Genomic DNA, 20,665 nt, shown 5'->3' with positions numbered 1-20,665 from the left:
GGCCGGGGCCGCAGCCGTGTTCCCGGCTGCGGCGGCCGGATGCCGTCGTCGGGGCGGCGCGGACCCGTCCCGTCCGCTGCACCGCCACGGCCTCCTCGCCCGACCCTTTCCGAGGCGGGAAACAGCTGGTCGAGGGGGCCGGCCGGAGGGGCTGGAAGGCAAGGTCGGCCGTGCGGGCGACGGTGGGTCCGGTCCGGACCGAACGTTCCCGCATTGGTATGGACATGGCCAACTCCCGTCAATAGATTGAGACTTGGTCTAGACCTGAAATCGTGCTCGGTCCGGCCGCGGGAATCGCCACCGCCGCCGTCCCCACCCGTGCGCGCGCTCTCGCCCACCCCCCCACGTTCAAGGAGCATCCGACCCATGCGCCCCATCCGCATGCCCATGCGCCGACCCGTCCGCCTGCTCCGGCGCGCCGGCGCCACCGCCCTCGGGATCAGCGTGGCCGCGGGCCTCGCGTTCGCCGTCGCGCCCAGCGCCAGCGGTCACGGCTACACCGACACCCCGATCAGCCGCCAGAAGCTCTGCGCCAACAGGACCGTCTCCGACTGCGGCCCCATCCAGTGGGAGCCGCAGAGCGTCGAGGGACTCAAGGGCTTCCCGGCCGCCGGCCCCGCCGACGGCCGCATATGTGCCGGCGGCCACAGCGAGTTCGCCCAGCTCGACGACCCGCGCGGCGGTGCCTGGCCCGCCACCAGGGTCACCGCCGGGCAGGGATACGGCTTCCGGTGGCAGTTCACCGCCAACCACGCCACCACCGACATCAAGTACTACGTCACCAGGAGCGGCTGGGACCCCACCAAGCCCCTCACCCGCGCCGCCCTCGAATCCCAGCCCTTCCTCACCGTCGCCTACAACGGCGCCCGGCCCGCCATGACCACCGTCCACCAGGGCGCCATGCCGAGCGGGAAGACCGGCCGGCACGTGATCCTTGCCGTCTGGACCGTCCACGACACCCCGAACGCCTTCTACGCCTGCTCCGACGTCGAGTTCTGACCGTCGGCCGGGGCCGGACCGGGGTCGGGCGTCGAGTGCCCGCCGGCCGGACGCACGGCCCCGGCCGGCTCCACAACGGTCGCGCTGCGCCGCGCCGGCTCCTCACCTGCTCGCCGCGTACGCCGCACAGGGCCGCACAGGGCCGCACAGGGCCGCGCGGACCCCCGGGGGTGCTGACCGGCGGACCTGGTTTGGAGCACCCCTCGGGACCAGGTAGTATTTTCTCTGTCAGCAGGCGCCGCTAGCTCAGTTGGTTAGAGCAGCTGACTCTTAATCAGCGGGTCCGGGGTTCGAGTCCCTGGCGGCGCACCTGTCCTTCGGGCGGTTACCGGTTCACCGGTAACCGCCCGAAGTGTTTCGTACGCCGTCCCGCTGCGGACGCACCCTCTCCCGTGAGGCGCATCACACGGCGGCTCAGAGGGCGAGCGACAGCAGCAGCGGCGCCGCCTTCCGGTTCAGGACCTCCGCGGCGGCCCGCAGCCGGTGCGCGTGCTCGACGGGCATCGACAGGGCGAGGCAGCCCACCGAAGCCCCGGCGGTGATCGGGACCGCTGCGCACACCGTGCCGAGCGCGTACTCCTGGAGGTCCAGCACCGGAACCGTGGCCGGCTGGGCGTCGAGCTTGGACATCAGGACCCGCTCGTTCACGATCGTCTTCGATGTGAGCCGGGCGATCTTGTGCCGGGAGAGGTGGTCGCGCCGCCCGTTCTGGTCGAGCTGTGTGAGCAGGCACTTGCCGACGGCGCTGGCGTGTGCCGCGGACCGGAAGTCGACCCACTCGTGCACCTTCGGCGTGCGCGGGCTGTCCGCGAACTGCGTGATCTTCACCTCGCCGTCCTCGTACCGGCTGATGTAGACCGCCGCGCCCACCGAGTCCCGCAGCCGGTCGAGGGTGTCCTGCAGTTTGTTCTGGAGGGCCTGCTCCTTGTGTATCCCCGAGCCGAGGAGGACGAGCGAGTCCCCTATGGCGTAGGCCCCGTCGGAGACCTCGACCACGTACCCCTCCCTGCGCAGCATGAGGAGCATGGGTGCGAGATGGGCGACGGGCAGCCCGGTCTCGCGGGTGATCTGTGCGTTGGTCACCCCGCCGGAGTGGCGGGCGATGGTTTCGAGCACGCGCAGGGCGTACTGCACCGAGTGGAACGGCGCGGTCGGCTCGGGCTTCAGCGCCACGGTCTCCCCCTACCAGGTTGCTACCGCTTGCGTTACCACGATAGCCATCAAGAGGCTCACGTGGAGCGTCTGTTGAGGAGATTGATGGCTCAATCATGCGCCTCTGCCTCGATCTACTCCGCTGGCATATGCCAAGGTCAAGGGCAATCGCCTGAGGGGGCCGGGAATGCCCGCCGACCCCTCACGGTTCGAGTTCCTCGTACGGATGCGAACCGAGACGGGAGCGACAGTGAGTGACATCGGGGACCCCGAGAACGCCGGACGCGACACCGCGCAGGACGCCGGACGGCCCATCGCGCCGAGCGCCGGGCAGCCGGCCGGGCAGCCGCCCGGCCCGAGCACCGCACCGGAGGGGGCCCGGAAGGCGGACCCCGGCCACGCCCCCGACCCGGTCCGCGGCGTCCGCCACGGCCGTGCACCCGTTCCGCTCTCCGTGCTCGACCTCGTCACGGTCGGCAGCGGCAGCACCGCCCACGACTCCCTCCGCACCAGCGTCGCCCTCTCCCGACTCGCCGAGTCCCGCGGCTACCACCGCCACTGGGTCGCCGAGCACCACTCCATGCCGGGCGTGGCCAGCTCTTCCCCGGCCGTGATCCTGGCCCACCTCGCCGCCCACACCACCCGGATACGCCTCGGCTCGGGCGGGGTCATGCTGCCCAACCACGCCCCGCTCGCCGTCGCCGAGCAGTTCGGCACCCTGGAGGCCCTCGCCCCGGGCCGGATCGACCTCGGCCTCGGCCGGGCCCCCGGCACCGACGGGCGCACGGCCGCCGCGCTGCGCGGGCCGGGCCGCCTCGACGAGGCCGCGGACGAGTTCCCGCGCCGCCTCGCCGAGCTCACCCGCTTCCTCGACGACGACTTCCCCGCCGGCCACCCGTACGCCCGCGTGCACGCCGTGCCCGGCCCGGTGCAGGGGCCGACCGGCCGCCCGCCGCTGTGGCTGCTCGGCTCCTCCGGGTTCTCCGCCCGCCTCGCCGGCGAGCTCGGCCTGCCCTTCGCGTACGCCCACCACTTCTCCGCGGCCGGCACCCTGCCCGCCCTCGACCTCTACCGGCAGAGCTTCCGCCCCTCGGCCGTCCTGGACGCCCCGTACGCCCTGATCGGTGTTTCGACGTTGGCCGCCGACACCGCCGGGGCGGCCCGCGCCCAGGTGCGGACCGGGGCCCTGTCGATGCTGCGGCTGCGCACCGGCCGGCCGGGGCTGATCCCGACCCCCGAGGAGGCGGCGGCGTACGGATACTCCGAGCTGGAGCGGGAGTTCGTCGACACCTGGATGTCGAACGTCGTGCACGGCACGCCCGACGAAGTCCGCGCGGGGCTCGATGCCCTGGCCGCCCGCACGGGTGCCGACGAGCTGATGTTGACCACCAACGCGCACAGCGGCGCGGCCCGGCTGCGCTCGTACGAGCTCGTCGCAGATGTGTACGGGATGCCGGTGCCGGGCGTCGGGAGCTGATCGGTCCCCGGCGAACGGAGTTCGGCTGGTTTGTTGCCGAAACCTTGCGGGAGCGTGTCCTAAGTCATCCTTAAACCGCTCGTCACCCGGGGTGGCGAGCGGTTCTTCTTGTGCTCGCACGCCTCTGACGAGGGGATTTGTGAGCTGAGTGGTCTAGTCCTTGTTTGGTCCAAACCATTGACGGGGTGCTTCGGTGATCGCTATCACTTCTCCCACCCGAACCTCTCGCCCTCCCCTCCCACTTCCCGGAGGCAGTTCATGCACATCCGTAAACCCCTCGTCGCGGCCGCCGCCACGGCCGCGCTGGCAGCCGGACTGGCGGCCGGCTTCGCGGGGCCCGGCACCGCGACCGCCCGGGCCGCGGACGCCTCCGTGACCGCAGGCAGCGGCAACGTCCGGATCGCGTACTACGACCAGTGGAGCGTGTACGGGAACGCCTTCTACCCGAAGCACCTCGACACCCGTGGCATAGCGGGCAAGTTGGACGTCATCAACTACTCGTTCGGCAACATCCACCCCACCAACCTCACCTGCTTCATGGCCAACAAGGCCGCGGGCGACGACAGCAACCCCAACGCGGGCGACGGTGCGGGCGACTCCTACGCCGACTACCAGAAGTCCTTCAGCGCGGCCGACTCCGTCGACGGCGTCGCCGACAAGTGGGACCAGCCGATCGTGGGCGTCTTCAACCAGTTCAAGGAGCTGAAGGCCAAGTACCCGCACCTGAAGATCAACATTTCGCTGGGCGGCTGGACCTACTCCAAGTACTTCCACGACGCGGCCAAGACGGACGCCTCCCGCAAGAAGTTCGTCTCCTCCTGCATCGACCAGTACCTCAAGGGCAACCTGCCCGTCGAAGGCGGCTTCGGCGGCCCCGGCACCGCGGCCGGCATCTTCGACGGCATCGACATCGACTGGGAGTACCCGGGCTCCTCCGGCGGTCACCTCGGCAACCACTACGGCCCCGAGGACAAGCAGAACTTCACCCTTCTCCTCGCCGAGTTCCGCAAGCAGCTCGACGAGTACGGCGCCGCGGGCGGCGGCAAGAAGTACCTGCTGACCGCGGCCCTCCCGGCCGGCCAGGACAAGATCAAGTACATCGAGACCGACAAGATCGGCCAGTACTTGGACTACGCCAACATCATGACGTACGACATGCACGGCGCCTGGGACGGCGACGGACCCACCTACCACCAGTCCCCGCTGCTCAACTCCCCGGCCGACCCCACCGACCCGATCGCCCCCGGCACCGAGAAGTACAGCATCAAGAACGCCATCGACGCCTGGATCGACGGCGACCCGGTCTACGGCATCACCGGCGGCTTCCCCGCCAACAAGCTCACCCTGGGCTACGAGTTCTACTACCGCGGCTGGAAGGGCGTCCCGGCCGGCACGGCGGGCGGCCTCGCCCAGACCGCGACCGGCGGCTCCGCCCCCCGCCAGTACAGCCAGCAGGCCGGCATCGCCCACTACAAGGAACTCGGCGGCATCGTCGACAACCCGGCCACCACCTTCTGGGACGACCAGGCCAAGGCCTCGTACTTCTACAAGGACGGCGAGTTCTTCACCGGCCTCGACCAGAGGTCCGTCCAGGCCCGCGTCGACTACGGCAAGAGCCGCGGCCTCGCCGGGGCGATGATGTACTCCCTGCTCGGCCTGGACGCCAACACCACCCTGCTGAACCAGATCTCGGACGCCCTCGGCGGCTCCACGCAGCCCCCGACCACCCCGCCTCCCACCACCACCCCGCCGACCACGCAGCCCCCGACCAGCCCGCCGCCCACCACGGGCTGCGGCTCCGTCCCGGCGTACACCGCGGGCACGGTCTACACCGGCGGCACGGAGGTCTCGCACAAGGGCCGCAAGTGGAAGGCCCAGTGGTGGACGCAGAACGAGGAGCCCGGAACCACCGGTGAATGGGGCGTCTGGAAGGACCTCGGCGCCTGCTGATCTCCCCCCACCCCGCGCCGAGCGACACCCCGCCCCACACCCACCAGGCCGGGTGCGGGGCGGAGGTGTGTCACATGGTTACGGAATTCCGGGGCGATGGAGGAACGTTGTGGGCCCCATCCCGTCCCCGGCGGGCGCAAAGTGGCGTCCGCAACCTCTGAGCCGGGACCGGGTCCGGGCGGAGCCCGGGAAACGGAGAAAGGGCGGGGTGGGGCGCAGCTCCGCGCAGCGGCCCCCGCCCCCTCCGGGGATGCGGGGCGGCTGCGCGTGGCAGACGCTGGAGTCGCGGGCCCGTGGATCCTGTACGGCCGTCTGCCGACCGGGCTCGCCTCCTTCCCCTCCCGTGAGGAGTCGACCGATGCGCGACGACTTCCGTCTGGCGATCCGCGGAGCCCCGACGTACCAGCGGGGCGAGCCGGTGATCCTCACCTTCGAGCTGGAGAACCAGGGCGACAGGGACTACAGGTTGCTCGTCTGGAACACCCCCCTCGAAGGTGAAGTCTTCAACTTCCTGGAGGTACGGCACGCGGACGGTGCCGTTCCCTACGACGGGCGGCTCGTCAGCCGCACGGATCCCGATCCGGCTTCCTACCGCACCATCCGCGTCGGCGAGACCATCGTCGAAGAACTCGACATCTCGGAGTCGTACTCACTGGATGGGCCCGGCGAGTACGAGGTCACCCTGCTGGTCCGGTTCGCCGACGTCATACCCGTCGTCGGGACGGAGGCCCTCGCCTCACGCCCCCGGCACCAACACCAGGGGCTCACCCTCGGCCCGGTCAGCACCTCTTTCGAACTCCTCCCCGACGGCGCCGCACGGCCCACCGCGGGCGAGCGGGCGCGCAGCGAGCAGCCGAGGGAAGGCGCCCGGACGCTCACGATCGCCCCGGACACGGAACGTCCGTCGGCCCTGCTGCGGGACGTCCCTCTCCCTCCGGGCTTCGCGGAGGTCTTCGCCGCGCACGACAACGCCCGCGCCTGGCTGGACGCGGCCATCGCCGAGTTGGACAGCTGGAGCGGCCGGACGGACAACGCCCTGTACAGGGAGTGGTTCGGGGTGGACAGTGCCTCCCGCTACAAGACCGTGCGGGACCGCATGGCCGGGACGCGCGCCTGGATGAACAGGGCGATCACCTACGACCTGAGCCCGCCGAACTGCGGCGTCGACACCACCAATTACACCCACCTGGGATCGGACACCGTCTACGTCTGTCCTGCCTTCTACACGCTCCCGGCGACCGGCACCGACTCGCGGTTTGGCGCCATCGTCCACGAGTGGAGCCATGCGGCCACGAACGTCGACACCGACGACATCGTCTACGGCCTCCCCGCCTCACGCGAACTCGCGATCAGCAACCCCAACGCGGCGGCGAAGAACGCGGACAACTACAGCTCCTTCGTCGAGACGCTCAGCCTCCGCATGCTGACCGCGCCCGTTTTCTGGCCCAACGGCAAGGTGTATGTGTTCGCCGGCGGCGTGTACTACCGCATCGACCCCGGCACCCGGCGGGTCGACCCCAACTACCCGCTGCCGATCAACCCGTACTGGCCGGGCCTGTGGGGCGACCGGATCGACGCCGGTGTGGTGTGGCCCAACGGCAAGGCGTACTTCTTCCGAGACGGCCAGTACATGCGGTACGACATCGCGACCGACAAGGTCGACGCGGGTTACCCGCTGCCCATCACGCCGAACTGGCCCGGGCTGTGGGGCGACCGGATCGACGCGGCGATCGTCTGGAACAACGGCAAGGCGTACTTCTTCCGCGACGCCGAGTACATGCGCTACGACATCGCCGCGGACAAGGTGGACCCCGGCTACCCCAGGCCGATCGCCGGCAACTGGCCGGGCCTGTGGGGCGACGGCATCCAGGGTGCCGTGATGTGGAACGACGGCAAGGCCTACCTGCTGCGCGGCTGGCAGTACGCCGGCTACGACGTCGCGGCTGACCGGGTCGCCCCGGCCTACCCCCGGGCGATCGGGGCGAACTGGCCCGGCCTCTGGAGCGGCGGCGGCATCGACGCGGCCATCATGTACAACAACGGCAACGCCTACATCATGCGCGGAACCCACTACAGGGCCTACGACATCGCCGAGGACAGGGTCGTCTACCCCGACTACGAACTGACCATCGCCGGCAACTGGCCCGGCCTGTGGGACACCGTCGACTCGGGCATCCCGTGGCCCAACGGCAAGGTGTACTTCTTCCGCGGCGGCCAGTACATGCGCTGGGACATCGCGACCAGCCGGGTGGACCCCGGCTACCCGAAACCCATCGCCGGCAACTGGCCGGGCCTGTGGGGCGACCGGATCGACGCGGCCGTCCTGTGGCCCAACGGCAAGGCGTACTTCTTCCGCGGCAGCGAGTACATGCGGTACGACATCGCCGCCGACCGGGTGGACCCCGGATACCCGCTGCCGATCAACCCGTACTGGCCCGGATTGTGGGGCGCCGGGATCGACGCCGGGATCGTGTGGAACAACGGCAAGGCGTACTTCTTCAAGGGCGGCCAGTACATGCGGTACGACATCGCCGCCGACCGTGTCGACGACGGCTACCCCCTGCCGATCGGCTCGAACTGGCCGGGCCTCCCCGGCCGCACGGCATAGGCCGACCCGTCGGCCGGTTGCCGGAAGGCCGCCGGCCGGCGGTCGGAGCTGAGCTCGTCCAGCTGACCCGACGGCCGGACCGGCGGACCTGTCCGTTCAGACCACCTACTGGCCGGCCACCTCGTACTGGCAGGTGGTGGTGAAGTACCGCAGCTCCTCGGGGCTACCAGCGGTCGTGGCCGGCGCCGGGGCGGGTGCCGATCATTTCGGCGATGCGCTCCGGAGCCACCGCGCGGGAGTACAGCCAGCCCTGGCCCGTGTCGCAGCCGACGCGTCGCAGCCGGGCCGCCTGCCCGGCGGTCTCCACGCACTCCGCGGTGACGGTGAGGCCCAGCCGGTGCGCGAGCTGGACGAGGGCTTCGACGATGGTTTCGTCGGCCGGATTCGGGTGGGTGCCCTCGTCGTAGCGGAAGCCGCGGACGAAGGAGCCGTCGAGCTTCAGTACGGACACCGGCAGGCGGCTCAGGTAGGCGAGGTTCGAGTAGCCGGTGCCGAAGTCGTCGATGGCGATGCGCACGCCCATGTCGCTGAGGGACTGGAGGGCTTGGAGCGGGCGGCCCGCGGAGCCCATCACCGCGGACTCGGTGAGTTCCAGTTGCAGGAGCTGCGGGGCGAGCCCGGTTTCGGCGAGGATCCCGGCGACGTCGCCGACCAGGTCGGAGTCCCACACCTGGCGGACCGCGACGTTGACGGAGACGAAGACGGGGGAGTCGCCGGGGTGCTCGATCTGCCACCGCCGGGCCTGCCGGCAGGCGGTCCGCAGCACCCAGCGGCCCAACTGGACGATGGAGCCGTCCTCTTCGGCGATCCCGATGAACCGATTCGGCGTCAGGCTGCCGAACTGCGGGTGGTTCCACCGGACCAGTGCCTCCACCCCGCGCACGGCCCCGCTCTCCAGGTCCACCAGCGGCTGGTACTCCACCTCGAACTCGCCGCGCTCCACGGCCGGCCGGAGCGTGGAGGTGAGGGCCTGGCGGGTCATCCGGTGCGCGTTGCGCTCGGGGTCGAAGAGGGTCCAGCGGGCCTTGCCGTCGGCCTTGGCCCAGTACAGGGTCGTGTCCGCGGCCTGCATCAGGCCGGTCGCCGAGGTGCCGTCCGCGGCCCGCTCCACCACGCCGATCGACGCCGAGACCGACAGCCGCTGCCCGGCCAGGTCGAAGGGCTCCTGGACGGCGGCCAGGACGCTGCGCGCCAGGTCCACGAGCTGGTCGGTGCCGGTGGAGTCCTCGACCAGCAGGGCGAACTCGTCGCCGCCGAGCCGGGCCACGAGGTGTCCGCCGGTTCGCCCGTACCCGGACTGGTCGGCGCACTGGGTGAGGCGGGCCGCGACGGCGGTCAGCAGCCGGTCGCCGACCCGGTGGCCGAGGGTGTCGTTGACCGCTTTGAAGCCGTCCAGGTCGAGGTAGCACAGGCCGATCCGGCCCGTGCCGCCGTGCTCGTACGAGGAGGCTTCCAGGGCGGTGGAGAGCCGCTCGAAGAACAGAGTCCGGTTGGGCAGGCGGGTCACCGGGTCGTGCATCTGGAGGTGCCGCAGCCGGGCCTGGAGGTCGCGGCGGTCGCTGATGTCGGCGACGGACAGCAGCACGTCCCGGGTGCCGGGCACGGGCCCCAGGGTGACCTCGGTCCACAGCGAATGCCCGTCGGGGTGCTTGAGCCGGCGCGTGCAGCGCAGCCGGGCCTGACGGCCGCGCAGCACCTCCTGGTAGGCCTGCCAGGTGCGGGCCTCCGCGCCGAGGTCCACGAGGTCGGCGGCGCGCTGTTCGACGAGCGCGTGCGGTTCGGTGCCGAGGAGTCCCGCCAGGGCGGTGTTCGCGGCGACGACGTATCCGCTGCGGTCGACGACGGCCATGGCGAGGTGGGCGGCGTTGAAGGCGGCCCGGAAGTCGCGCGTTTCGGAGTCGGTGCGGGGGGTCGGGGGAGGCATGGCTGGCACTGCGGGGTGACGCTCCGTAATGGCCGATCGGTTGCTGTCGGCCGCCGAACCGGTTTCGTCAGAGGTTCCGCTCACCGCTGGCTCCCGCAGTGCTCGTTGTGTCCGTGCAGGAAAGTGTGCCGATCATAGAGGCAGCCGTACGGCCCCATCCAGCGGCGTCGCCGATTGGGGGGCGGTGCTTCGGAGTGCTGACGGCCTGTCGGCCTGTCCGTGCGCGATCGTTTCTGCGCAGGCCTGAGCGGCCTTCGCCCCCCATTGTTCCCCCGTGATCGATCGTGACGTTCTGTAGCAAGAGGGTGAACCCGTGAGGTCACCGGCTTGCCACGTCGCTCACTCGTGTGGGGCACTGGAACAGGGCGCTAGTAAGACAGTCACCTCAGGGTGGGAGGAGTTGGTACGAATCCACCACGGGAGGTCGATGTGCCGCGACAGGAGACACCCGGGGGAGTGGATCGCTCCCGCATGCGCAGCACGGCGGCGGCCCTCACCTCCCTGACGGCGCTCGCGGCCATGTCGCTCGTCGCGGGTCCCGCGTCCGCCGATCCCGGAGCCGGGCCGTGTGCGCTGACCCGCACCTCGGCGCACCACTCCCTGGGCCTGGACACGTGGAACGGCGCCTACCCGCAGCCCCGGCGCAGCCTCGACGCGGTCATGGTCTTCCTCTCCTTCCCCGACCACCGCGCCACCCTGACCACGCAGGAGCTGGCCGCCGACTACTTCCCGGCCACCAGCGACTTCTTCGAGCGGGCCTCGTACGGCCGGTTCCGCCTGGTCCCGCACCCGCAGGCGCAGTGGATCACCATGCCGAAGCCGTCCACCGCGTACGGGATACAGCGCGACTGGGCCGCCCGGGACCGGGCCGCCTACCTGCGGGACGCGGTGATCGCCGCCGACCGGGAGATCGACTTCTCGCAGTACGACATCGTGTACTTCGTCGCGGACCCCGACGCGCCGGGCGTGGACTCGGACGCCACCAAGGTCGTCAACTTCGAGCGGCCGATCCGGGCCGACGGGACGGACCTGCGCCGCATCGTCACCGTCTTCGAGCGGCACCCTCCGGACCGCAACGTGCTGGCGCACGAAACCGGGCACGTCTTCGACCTGCCCGACCTGTACCACCGCCCGACGGACGGCAAGGGCGACTGGGACACGTACGTCGGCGACTGGGACGTCATGGGCAGCCAGTTCGGCATGTCCCCCGACCTCTTCGGCTGGCACAAGTGGAAGCTGGGCTGGCTGGACGCCTCCCAGGTCGACTGCGTGCAGTCGGGCTCCTCCCTGCACACCCTGCAGCCGGTGGGCCGCTCCCCGCAGCCGGGCGGCACGGGCGGGACCCGGCTCGCGGTGATCCGCACGGGGCCCGGTAGTGCCGTCGCGGTCGAGGCGCGCGGCTCCTCCGGGAACGACGGGGACACCTGCACGGAGGGCGTCCTGGTCTACCGGGTGCGCAACGAGGCCCCCTCGGGCGGCGGCCCGATCGAGGTGTTGGACGGGCACCCCGACACGGAGGCCTGCTGGGACCGCTCGGTGTACCCCCCGCTGGCGGACGCCCCGCTGGAGGTGGGGGAGTCGTTCACGGTGCCGGGCGAGCGGATCAGGATCGAGGTGGCGGACCGGACCGCGACCGGCGCCTACACCGTCAAGATCACCACCTGACCGGGAACCGCGCCGGTACGACGAAGAAGGCCCCCCACTCGCGTGGGGGGCCTTCTTCCGTCTGTGCGCCGCCAGGGACTCGAACCCCGGACCCGCTGATTAAGAGTCAGCTGCTCTAACCAACTGAGCTAGCGGCGCTTGCTGACGAGGAAGACATTAGCAGGAGGAGGGCCGGAAGGAAAAATCGATATCCGCAGCTCGGGCCGCGCGCACGTACGCCCACAGCAGCGTCTCCGGTCCGGGCAGCCACGGGGAGCGGGTGTCGGGGGCCACGAGCCAGCGCGACGGGCCCGGGACGGCGGCCAGCGGCGGGACGGTGACCGCGTCGCCGTGGCCGTGGCACAGCGGCGCCGGCAGGGGTCCGCCCCACTCCTCCCAGGTCAGCAGGGAGGGGAGCCGGTGGGCGGTGCCGGTGGTGGCGAAGAGCAGCATCCGGCCGCGGTGCACGGCGACCGGCCCGCAACCCGGCCCCTCGGACCACAGCAGGTCCAGCATGCGGCGGCCGAGGACGAGGGGGACGTTGACGACGTCGAAGGCGGTCCCGCAAGGCAGCACGGCCGGGGCGGCGGGGCGGGCCTGCCAGGCGGCGAGGGTGTGATGCGGATGGGCCGAGGAGGACGCGAGCCAGGCGGCGCCCAGCGGGGTGACGTGGGTGGCGGTGCGGGCGTCCTGGGTGGGACAGGCGGAAACGGAGGCCGTCGTCAGCGTCGTCATGTCGACCGGTTTACCGCGCGTAGTGATTCGAGTTCCAGCAGTCACCGAAAACCCGGACGTGGAAGGTGCGCATGCGCTATGTTGCGCCCCGCATATGCCCCGGGCCGGTCCGCCCGGCCCGTGCGACCCGGTCCGCCCGGTCCGTGCGACCCGTGCGACCCGTGCGACCCGGCCCGCCCGGCGCGGTCGCCCGGCTGCCCGTCCGCCCCGCCGCTCTAGGTGGTGCCCGGGCCGCCGCTGCGCTGGAGGGTCTCCCCGAACTCGATCATCTTGCGGGCGTAGTCCTCGGTCCACTCCGCCTCGGCGGCGATCACCGCCGGGTCCAGCCGGTCGAACCGCCGCGGGTCCGCGAGCTGGGCCGCCGCCACCGCCTGGAACTCCATGGCGCGCTCCGTCGCCGCCCGGAAGGCCAGGGTCAGCTCGGTGGCCCGGGCCAGCAGTTCCCGAGGGTCCTCGATCGACTCCAGGTCGAAGAAGTGCTCCGGGTCCGCGGTGGCCTCCGAGGGCTCGAAGAGCAGGGGTGCGGGTCGCAGCTTCCGCTCGGTCCGCTCGGGCTCTGCCATGCGTGTCCTCCTGCTGGCCTGCTGTGGACGTACGGGACCGGTTTCTTCCGGGCCACCCTCCATTGTCCAACGCTGCGCAAGGGTGCCGTCCTCAGGCTGCGACCGGCTGCCGCCGCAGTGACGCCACCTCGTGGAGCCCGCCGGCCCGGGACCAGGACGGAGCGGCGCGGCACCCTCCGCCGAGGTGGGCGGGCTGCTGCGGGAGCGCACGGGCGTCGAACGCAAGCAGCTCCGAGTCGCGCCGGCAGCCCGCCCTCAACCGCCGGCAGCCCGCCAGCAGCCCGCCCGGGGCCGGCCGGGACCGGGGTTCAGGGCTTCCAGGGCACCCGGTGCTCCGCCAGGTGCGCCAGCACCGAATGGTTGGCTTCCCAGCCGTCGGGGAACTTCACCGTCACCCCCAGCTGCACCGGCTCCGCGGACGGATGGTCGTCCAGCAGTTCCGCTATCCCCGCACGCGCCACTACCACGCAGGCGTGCCGGTGCCGCGAGGCCAGTACGCACAGCCGGCCCGTCTCCAGGTGGAAGGCCGTCGCGTCCGGCCGCCCCGACAGCGGGTGCAGCACGACCGTCAGGTCGTACTCGCGGCCCTGGAGCCGGTTCGCGGTGTCCACCGTCACCCCGGACACCCCGAGCGAGGCCAGCGCCGCGCGGACGGCGGCCGCCTGGTCGCGGTGCGCGGTGCCCACGGCGATCCGGTCGGCCGTCAGCGGGACCGGCCCGGACGTCTGCTCGTCCGAGGTCACCGCCCCGCGGTCCAGGGCCCGCCGGACCACCAGGGCCACGGCCCGGACCGCCTCCGGGTCGGTGCGGGGGGTGTGCCGGGCGGGCAGCTCCAGCAGGCCCCAACCGGACTCGGCGGCCTCGTCCAGCACCCGGTCCGGACCCGAACCGTCCGAGGGGACCCCGTACCCGAGCCGGCGGTCGCCGGGGCCGGTCCCGCTGCGGAACTGCGTGTACGGGTAGAAGGCGCGGGAGACCAGCGGTGCGGCCGTCGCCGGGAGCCGCCAGGACACGGGCAGCCGGTGCTGCGGCAGCTGCGGGTTGTGCGCCAGCAGGGTGGTCACCGCCGACGCCGAGGGGTCGTAGGACAGGCCCGCCCACTGCTCGGCGCCGACCACGCTGAACGGGTTCAGCTGCCCGGGGTCGCCCACGAACAGGGCCCGCTCGAACAGCCCGCCCACGGCCAGCAGTGCGTCCGAGCGCATCTGGTACGCCTCGTCGACGATGGCGTGCTCCCACGGCTCGGCGTCCTTCACGTACGCCCACTTCGCGGCCGTGGAGATGGTGACCGGCAGCTCGGCGAGGTCGGCGGGCTTGGCCGACAGGGTCACCGAGGGCAGCTCGCGCAGCGCCGGGTCGTAGGCGTCGGCGTCGCTGCTGTGCAGCCGGCCGACCTTCAGCTCCGGGTCCTTGTCGGCGAGCCGCAGCACCAGATCGTCGACCTGTGCGTTCGTCTGCGCCACCACCATCAGCCGGCGGCCGGCCGCGGCCAGCTCGCGGGCGGCGCGCACCACGAGGGTGGACTTGCCGGCCCCCGGCGGGGAGTCGACGACCACGCCCCGCTCGGGCCCGTGCAGCGTGTCGTGCAGGATCGCCGCGGTGGCCTCGGCGGCCGCAGCGCCCGGGTCGAAGGCGGCCGCGGGAGTGCGCTCGGTCGCAGTCACAGGAGATCCTCGTCGGTCACGGCGTCGGGCAGCCAGGCTTCGGCGGTCGCGGATCCGGGCGGCCCGCCGTGCGTCCACGGGGTCCTGTCCGGGTCGGGCAGCTTCGGGCCGCCGCGCGCGTCGTGCTCGAACAGCGTCCAGCACACCCGCTCGCCCTTCTCCGGTACGGAGCCGGGCTCCGGCTCCCGGCCGCGGCCCATTTTGTCCAGCAGTCGCAGCACCACGCTGCCGTCGGGCTCGTAGCGGACGAACTGTGCGCTCTGCGGGCGGCCCTCCAGCGAGCGGAACACCTTCTGGCCGCTGCTGGCGGTGCCGTCGGCGAGCTGCGGACGGTCGTCGGTGGCCACCGTCACCAGCGGGCGCGGGCTGGGCCGCTTCGATTCCGTCCACTCCATGACGACGTGGGTGACCTCGCCCGCGAACGCCTCGCCCGCGAGCCGCCGGCCCGCCATGACCAGCGGGTCGTCCAGCGCCTCCTGGGCGTCGAGCCGCACCTGCTCGGTCTCCCGGGTGGCCAGCTTCTGGGCCGCCGTGACCGCGTCGTCGCGGCGCGGCTGCGGCGGCTCGCCCGCCCGGACCCGGTCGCGGTGCCCGGTGTACGACCAGCGGTCGCGGACCCAGCGCTCCTCGGCCCGCTCCGCCGCCGGCAGGCCGCGCACCAGCTCCAGGGCTTGCCACACCGCCCGCCAGGTCGGCCGCATCTGCTCCGAGACCAGCACGCGTACGGCCTCTTCGGCGCGGGCGACCTCGGCGGGCCGGCCCGCGGCTCGGGCGGCGTCGTAGCGGGCCATCGCCGGGGCCAGCAGCTTGTTGTCGAAGGCCGGGTCGGTGGCCGGCCCGGCCGGCGGCACCAGTAGCTGTCCGTCCCGGTCGCGGCCCTGTTCGGCGCGTAGGGCCGCGGCGGCGCCGGACCCGCCGTCCGGCGGGGCTATCCAGGCCAGCAGGGCGCCGAGGTGCTGGTCCTCCAGGTTGCTCTGGCCGGTCGCCCAGTGCCGGGCCAGCAGCTCCGTCGCCGCCAGCAGCATCGAGGAGCCCGGGACGCGGGCCCGCTCCCCCAGGTGGGTGAACCAGCGGCCCAGCAGGGGTACCCGGGCGGGCGCCGGATACGGGTTCTCCGGATCCTCCTCGGCGGTCCGCCGGAAGCGCATCGACCGGCCGAGCAGCCGCACGTACTCGATGCCGGCCCGGCTCGGCACCACCAGCTGCGGCGCGTCCAGGCACAGCTCGGCCGACACCTTGGCGCGGGCGCCGGTCTCCGGGTCGGTCTCGGTGCGCTCCACGAGCTCGACCTCGTCCGCGTACGCCTCCACGTACGGCAGCACCTCGTCCGCCAGCCGGGCGAGGAACGACCAGCGCAGGTCGCGGTCGCGGGGCTGCGGCACCACCAGCAGGCGGGGCTCGTCCGGGTCGGTGCCGACGAGGGCGCCGAGCGGGGCGCCCGTCTCACCCGCGGTCGTCAGCGGTACGAGGACCAGCGGGCGCTCGTGCAGGTGCCGGTGCCGTACGGTCGCCAGCGCCTGGGCCCGGCCCGAGCGCACGGCCTCCAGCCGGGCGAGGGTGTCCATCAGCGGCATGCGGCCTCCTGGAGGGCTTCGGCGCGCAGGCGGGCCGCGTGCTCCAGTGCGGCGGCGGTCGGATCGTCGGGGGCGCCCCCGCCGGCGGCGGCCGCCAGGGCCTCCTCGACGGTGGTGAACGCCCCGAGCTCCCCGCGGACGCCGCGGCCGAGCACGGTGGCCTCCCCGGCGGCCCGGGCCCGCTCCCGGCAGTGGAAGGCCAGCTCGCAGGCGGCCAGGCACTCGGGGGCGTAGGCGGCGGAGAGGGCGGCGACCGCCTCGGTCAGCTCCTCCGCGGGCCGGGCCGGGTCGAAGGTGAGCCCCTCGGGCAGGGCCGCTGCCAGCTCCTCGACCCGGGTCAGCCGCTCCAGCTGGCGCAGGGTCACGGACCGCTCGCGGCGGACGTCGACGGGTGCGGCGGCGGGCAGGTTGGAGAAGTCCTTCGGGCAGACGAGCAGCACGCTGTGCCCGACGGAGGCGGCGGGCAGCTTCTCGGCGGTCTTCTCCAGGGCGAGGACGTACACGGCGGCCTGCCGGGCGGCGGCGCCCACCTTCGCCGGGTCGGCGGCCCCGTCGACCAGCGGGAACGACTTGATCTCCACCACGGTCCAACGGCCGTCGGGATGCACCACGACGGCGTCCGGCTCCAGGTAGACGGGCGTGCCGGCGACCTCCAGGGCCAGCATCGGGTGGTCGAGCAGGGTCCACTCGCCGGCGGCGGTGGCCTCCCGCAGGGCGAGCGCGGTGCGCGCGGCCCGGCCCTCGGGGCCGGCGGCGGTGAGGTCGGGGACGCGGGCGCTGCTGCCGGGCGGCTCGGCCCCGTCGCCCAGGTGCCGGTGGACCAGCCGCAGCAGCTCGGTCCCGCCGTCGGCCTTGGCCCTGGCCTCGAAGGAGTTGCCCCGGATGATCGCGAACTGCGACTGGCCGAAGGCGGCGGGCGAGCCGAGGGCCGCTGCGAGCGCCGTCTTGTCCACGCCGGCCCCGTCGAGCAGGGCGCGTCTGCCGCAGCCCGGGTTGGCGGCGAGGGCCGCCAGCGCGCGGGCGTCGAGCGGGCGGGGTGGCACGGCGGGGCCGCGCAGGTCAGCGAGCCGCTGCCGCAGAGTCGTCTTCTGGGGCGGGCCGCTGTGCGGGTAGGAGCTCACGGGCGGAAGTGTCCCATCCGCCACTGACAATCGGGGTCGTACCGCGGAAACCGGCCGGTGGGGCAGCCGGTCCGGCCGCTGGCGAGGCCGCCCCGAGGTCCGTCGCGGGGGCGTCATCATCGGCGTCATCACCGGCGTCCGCACGGGCGTCCGTACGGGCCGACAGGCCGCGGGCGACGGCGTAGCCGAGGCCCATCACGGCGGCCCCGGCGACGGCGTCGAGGAAGTAGTGGTTGGCGGTGCCCATGACCACGAGCACGGTGGCGGCGGGGTAGGCGATGCCGAAGGCCCGCAGGAGCGGGTGCCGCCCGTGCCGCCACATCAGGATCCCGCACCACAGGGCCCAGCCGACGTGCAGGCTCGGCATGGCCGCGTACTGGTTGGTGAGCCCGCCGAACCCGCGCGGGGCGCTGGCCTCGGCGCCCCACCAGCCGTACGCGCTGTACTGGGCCATGGTGTCGGTGAACCCGTGCGCGGCGTCGAGCAGCCGGGGCGGGCAGGTGGGCATCAGCGCGAACCCGACGAGCCCGAGGAGGGTGGAGGACACCAGCCAGGTGCGGGCGGTCCGGTAGTGCGCCGGGCGGCGGCGGTAGAGCCAGACCAGCACGGCCGGGGTGACCAGGTAGTGCAGGGACGCGTACACGAAGTCGGCTGGTACGCCGAGCGGTGCGTGGTGCGAGAACAGCCGGTTCAGCGGCCGCTCGAAGGCGATCCCCAGCAGGTCTTCGGCCCGCAGTACGGCGAGGCCGTGGTCGACGGCCAGCTGCACGTCGCCCCGGGCGAGGAGTCTGCCGCCGGAGTACGCGCCGTAGAGGAGCCCCAGGAGCAGCAGTTCGGCCCACCAGCGGGTGGGCTTCTGCCGGTTGTTCATACGATCTAGGACGGCTGTTCGGGTGCGTGGGTTGCCTGGGGTTCATGTGATGGATGATGGTCGGACGATCCAATCGTCCGAACCGTCACGGACCACCTGTACCGGGAGAAACCGCATGGCCCCCCGCATCCTCCTCGCCCGGCACGGCCAGACGGCGTGGTCCAGGCTCGGCAAGCACACCGGGCGCACGGACGTCCCCCTGCTGGAGGAGGGCCGGCGGGGCGCGAAGCTGCTCGGCGAGCGGCTCGCCCAGGACCCGTGGGGCGGACTGCCCGGCGTGGAGGTCCGCACCAGCCCGCTGGTCCGCGCGAGCGAGAGCTGCGACCTGGCCGGCTTCGGCGCCCGGGCGGAGCCCTGGGACCTGCTGATGGAGTGGGACTACGGCGACTACGAGGGCATGACCCCGGCCGAGATCCAGGCCGTCCGCCCCGGCTGGCTGATCTGGCGCGACGGCGTCCCCGGCGGCGAGTCCGTCGCCGACGTCGCGGCCCGTGCGGACGAGGTCGTCGCCTGGGCCCGCTCGGCCGAACGCGACGTCCTCGTCTTCGCCCACGGACACGTCCTGCGCACCCTGGCCGCCCGCTGGCTCGGCTTCGACGCCTCCTTCGGGGCCCGCATCCGCCTGGAGCCGACCTCCCTGTCAGTGCTCGGCTGGGCGTACGGGGCCCCTGCGCTGGAGCGCTGGAACGACACGGGGCACCTGGAGGCGTAACCCGGGCCCGGCCCGGCGGCCGGGTCCGGGGCCCCGGCGCGGCGGGCGGGGCTGGCGGGCGGGGCCGGCGGGCGGGGCCGGCGGGTGGTCGGGCCCGCCGCGAGGGGCTCAGGCCTCGGCGTGCCGCGCCAGGAAGGCCCCCACCCGGGGGCTGCGCTGGTGCGGGACGAGGGTGCGGGCCGTCGCCGAGAGCATCGACCGGATCCGCGTCGACTGGACGTCCTCCAGCAGGTCCAAGACCCGGCCGCCCGCCCGGGCGGCCTCGTCGGGGGCCCCGGCGCGGGACAGGTTGTCGGCCAGCTCGGCGGTGTAGAGGGCCACGTTCCGTGCGAAGTGCGGGTCCTGGAGGTCCGCGGCGCGCCGCGCGTGCCGGGCCGCCCGGGCGTGCTCGCCGAGCGCCGCCCAGCAGCGCGACTCCAGCGACTCCAACTCGGCCTCGCCGAAGAAGGACATCCACTCCGGGTCCGCGTCCGCCGGACCGCGGGCGAATTCCGTATGGGCCCGGCTCAGCGCCTCCTCGCAGGACTTGCGGTCGGCCAGGCCCGCCCAGCCGCCCGCCTCGCGCAGGGCCAGCAGCGACAGCAGCCGCTGGGAACCGAGGGAGCGGGCGGCGTGGCGGCCCGCCTGCGCGGCCCGTACCGACTCGCGCGGCCGACCGCAGTCCCGGGCGAGGAAGGCCATGTTGCTGAAGGCGTGCGCCTCCAGCCCGGCGTCCCCCGAGACCCGGGCCGTCGCCAGGGCCTCCGCGTAGTGCGAGCGGGCGTCGTCGAAGCGCCCGGAGTCGTGGGCCAGCCAGCCGACCGAGACGGCGAGCTCGCCGGCGCCCGCGTGCAGCCGGTCCTCGGTGGACTGCCGGGTCGCTCCCGCGTCCAGCAGCGCGTAGGCGGCGCGCAGCGGCGCGGCCGCCCGGCGGTAGAGCGCGTCGGCGCCGTGCCGGTCGTCCAGCACCCGGATCTGGCGTACGGCGTCCTCGACGGCGGCGGCCTCGGCCTCGCCGGCGCGGGAGGGCGCGCGGCGGGTGTCGCCGAGCAGGGTGAGGCCGAACGTCGCGGCCGCAACCGTGGCGGAGCCGCCCGCCATGAACGCGCGACGCTGCACGTCGCTCTCCTTGTGGGTGTCGGGGGTGCGCTGCGCCCAGCGGCCGCGGACCGCCTCGCGCGGGGAGAATCCCAGGTCGGTGAGGCTCCGGCCGGGGAACATGTGCAGGAAGACCCGCTCGTAGGCGTAGTTGGGGCAGCGGATCTCCCCGGATTCGACGCGGCCGATGTAGCGGGCGTCGCAGGAAACCGTTTCTCCGATCTCCCGTGCGGACCGGCGCACCACGGCCGCGAACTCGGCCGGGGAGAGCTGTCCGCGCAGCCGCCGGAAGGTGTGGTTGGGTGAGTGCGGGAACGCCGCCATGGACGTGGCCTCTCTGGCAAGGAACGCACTGCCGGTGCTGCGGGTGCTGCCGTGTGGAGCCGGTACCGGCGCGCATGAACGTACCGCCAGGGGCGGCCCGTTGATGCACTGTTTGCCTACAAAAGGGATATCTCACCCGCGATCTGCCATGAAGTGCCATCCTTTGCAGCGTCTTGCCGCCGAACCTGTTGACGCGTCCGCGCGTTGGACCCCTTGCGGGGTGGGAGGCGACTCCCGCCCCGCCCGTAGGCGATCGATGAGGGTGGTTCC

Annotated in this window: 14 protein-coding genes, 2 tRNA genes and 1 pseudogene; 7 read left to right on the top strand and 10 right to left on the bottom strand. The window is 73.0% G+C overall.

The genetic code is table 11. The annotated features are described in order from the left end of the window. The first annotated feature begins 366 nt into the window (after nt 1-366). On the top strand, nt 367-999 hold the full coding sequence (locus ACFV7Q_RS09150; RefSeq protein WP_385425636.1) for a lytic polysaccharide monooxygenase: 633 nt from the start codon (nt 367-369) through the stop codon (nt 997-999). Nucleotides 1,000-1,234: 235 nt separating this feature from the next. Beyond that, a tRNA-Lys gene (locus ACFV7Q_RS09145) sits at nt 1,235-1,308 on the top strand. A 105-nt stretch (nt 1,309-1,413) separates the two neighbouring features. Here the strand turns inward: ACFV7Q_RS09145 and ACFV7Q_RS09140 are convergent. Further along, entirely contained in the window at nt 1,414-2,172 is a 759-nt protein-coding gene (locus tag ACFV7Q_RS09140) for an IclR family transcriptional regulator (RefSeq protein ID WP_385425633.1), read from the bottom strand. Nucleotides 2,173-2,605: 433 nt separating this feature from the next. Between ACFV7Q_RS09140 and ACFV7Q_RS09135 the strand changes: the two genes are divergently transcribed. The 3 genes from ACFV7Q_RS09135 to ACFV7Q_RS09125 all read left to right on the top strand — a co-directional run bounded on the left by ACFV7Q_RS09135 (nt 2,606) and on the right by ACFV7Q_RS09125 (nt 8,186). Then, nucleotides 2,606-3,628 carry an LLM class flavin-dependent oxidoreductase gene (locus ACFV7Q_RS09135; RefSeq protein ID WP_385425650.1) on the top strand — a complete coding sequence of 341 codons (1,023 nt, stop codon included), beginning with the start codon at nt 2,606-2,608 and terminating at the stop codon, nt 3,626-3,628. A 258-nt stretch (nt 3,629-3,886) separates the two neighbouring features. Then, nucleotides 3,887-5,578, top strand: a complete 1,692-nt coding sequence (locus tag ACFV7Q_RS09130; protein ID WP_385425630.1) for a glycosyl hydrolase family 18 protein — start codon at nt 3,887-3,889, stop codon at nt 5,576-5,578. A gap of 358 nt (nt 5,579-5,936) precedes the next feature. Further along, nucleotides 5,937-8,186 (top strand): hemopexin repeat-containing protein, encoded by a 2,250-nt coding sequence (locus tag ACFV7Q_RS09125; protein WP_385425627.1) that lies wholly within the window; start codon nt 5,937-5,939, stop codon nt 8,184-8,186. Nucleotides 8,187-8,349: 163 nt separating this feature from the next. Here ACFV7Q_RS09125 and ACFV7Q_RS09120 read toward each other — a convergent pair whose 3' ends face one another. Continuing rightward, complete coding sequence (locus ACFV7Q_RS09120; protein ID WP_385425624.1) at nt 8,350-10,194, bottom strand: putative bifunctional diguanylate cyclase/phosphodiesterase; 1,845 nt, start codon at nt 10,192-10,194, stop codon at nt 8,350-8,352. Nucleotides 10,195-10,581: 387 nt separating this feature from the next. Between ACFV7Q_RS09120 and ACFV7Q_RS09115 the strand changes: the two genes are divergently transcribed. Further along, nucleotides 10,582-11,775: a M6 family metalloprotease domain-containing protein gene (locus tag ACFV7Q_RS09115; RefSeq protein ID WP_385425621.1), complete on the top strand. Its 1,194-nt coding sequence runs from the start codon at nt 10,582-10,584 to the stop codon at nt 11,773-11,775. A 64-nt stretch (nt 11,776-11,839) separates the two neighbouring features. Here ACFV7Q_RS09115 and ACFV7Q_RS09110 read toward each other — a convergent pair. The 7 genes and pseudogenes from ACFV7Q_RS09110 to ACFV7Q_RS09080 all read right to left on the bottom strand — a co-directional run bounded on the left by ACFV7Q_RS09110 (nt 11,840) and on the right by ACFV7Q_RS09080 (nt 18,282). Further along, nucleotides 11,840-11,913, bottom strand: a tRNA-Lys gene (locus tag ACFV7Q_RS09110). Then, nucleotides 11,904-12,489 (bottom strand): annotated as a pseudogene (locus tag ACFV7Q_RS09105) (hypothetical protein). Before ACFV7Q_RS09105 ends, ACFV7Q_RS09110 begins: the two are co-directional and overlap by 10 nt. Before the next feature lie 215 nt (nt 12,490-12,704). Further along, entirely contained in the window at nt 12,705-13,052 is a 348-nt protein-coding gene (locus ACFV7Q_RS09100; protein WP_385425619.1) for a hypothetical protein, read from the bottom strand. Between the two features lie 308 nt (nt 13,053-13,360). Further along, entirely contained in the window at nt 13,361-14,716 is a 1,356-nt protein-coding gene (locus ACFV7Q_RS09095; RefSeq protein ID WP_385425616.1) for an AAA domain-containing protein, read from the bottom strand. Beyond that, nucleotides 14,713-16,290: a hypothetical protein gene (locus tag ACFV7Q_RS09090; protein WP_385425613.1), complete on the bottom strand. Its 1,578-nt coding sequence runs from the start codon at nt 16,288-16,290 to the stop codon at nt 14,713-14,715. The genes ACFV7Q_RS09095 and ACFV7Q_RS09090 overlap by 4 nt, the downstream gene beginning before the upstream one ends. After that, complete coding sequence (locus ACFV7Q_RS09085) at nt 16,281-17,411, bottom strand: hypothetical protein (protein ID WP_385425610.1); 1,131 nt, start codon at nt 17,409-17,411, stop codon at nt 16,281-16,283. The genes ACFV7Q_RS09090 and ACFV7Q_RS09085 overlap by 10 nt, the downstream gene beginning before the upstream one ends. Continuing rightward, nucleotides 17,350-18,282 carry a phosphatase PAP2 family protein gene (locus ACFV7Q_RS09080; protein ID WP_385425607.1) on the bottom strand — a complete coding sequence of 311 codons (933 nt, stop codon included), beginning with the start codon at nt 18,280-18,282 and terminating at the stop codon, nt 17,350-17,352. Before ACFV7Q_RS09080 ends, ACFV7Q_RS09085 begins: the two co-directional genes overlap by 62 nt. A 115-nt stretch (nt 18,283-18,397) precedes the next feature. On the opposite strand from ACFV7Q_RS09080, the gene ACFV7Q_RS09075 reads away from it, so the two are divergent. Next, nucleotides 18,398-18,994 (top strand): histidine phosphatase family protein, encoded by a 597-nt coding sequence (locus ACFV7Q_RS09075; RefSeq protein ID WP_385425604.1) that lies wholly within the window; start codon nt 18,398-18,400, stop codon nt 18,992-18,994. Between the two features lie 108 nt (nt 18,995-19,102). On the opposite strand, the gene ACFV7Q_RS09070 is transcribed toward ACFV7Q_RS09075, so the two are convergent. After that, nucleotides 19,103-20,395, bottom strand: coding sequence for a tetratricopeptide repeat protein (locus ACFV7Q_RS09070; protein ID WP_385425601.1), 1,293 nt, complete (start codon nt 20,393-20,395; stop codon nt 19,103-19,105). Nucleotides 20,396-20,665 lie beyond the last annotated feature (270 nt).

Origin of the sequence: Streptomyces sp. NPDC059851 (genome assembly GCF_042732005.1) — a bacterium.
Lineage (GTDB): Bacteria > Actinomycetota > Actinomycetes > Streptomycetales > Streptomycetaceae > Streptomyces.
The sequence above is the reverse complement of the archived record's forward strand: the minus strand, read 5'-3'. Positions and strand labels throughout refer to the sequence as shown.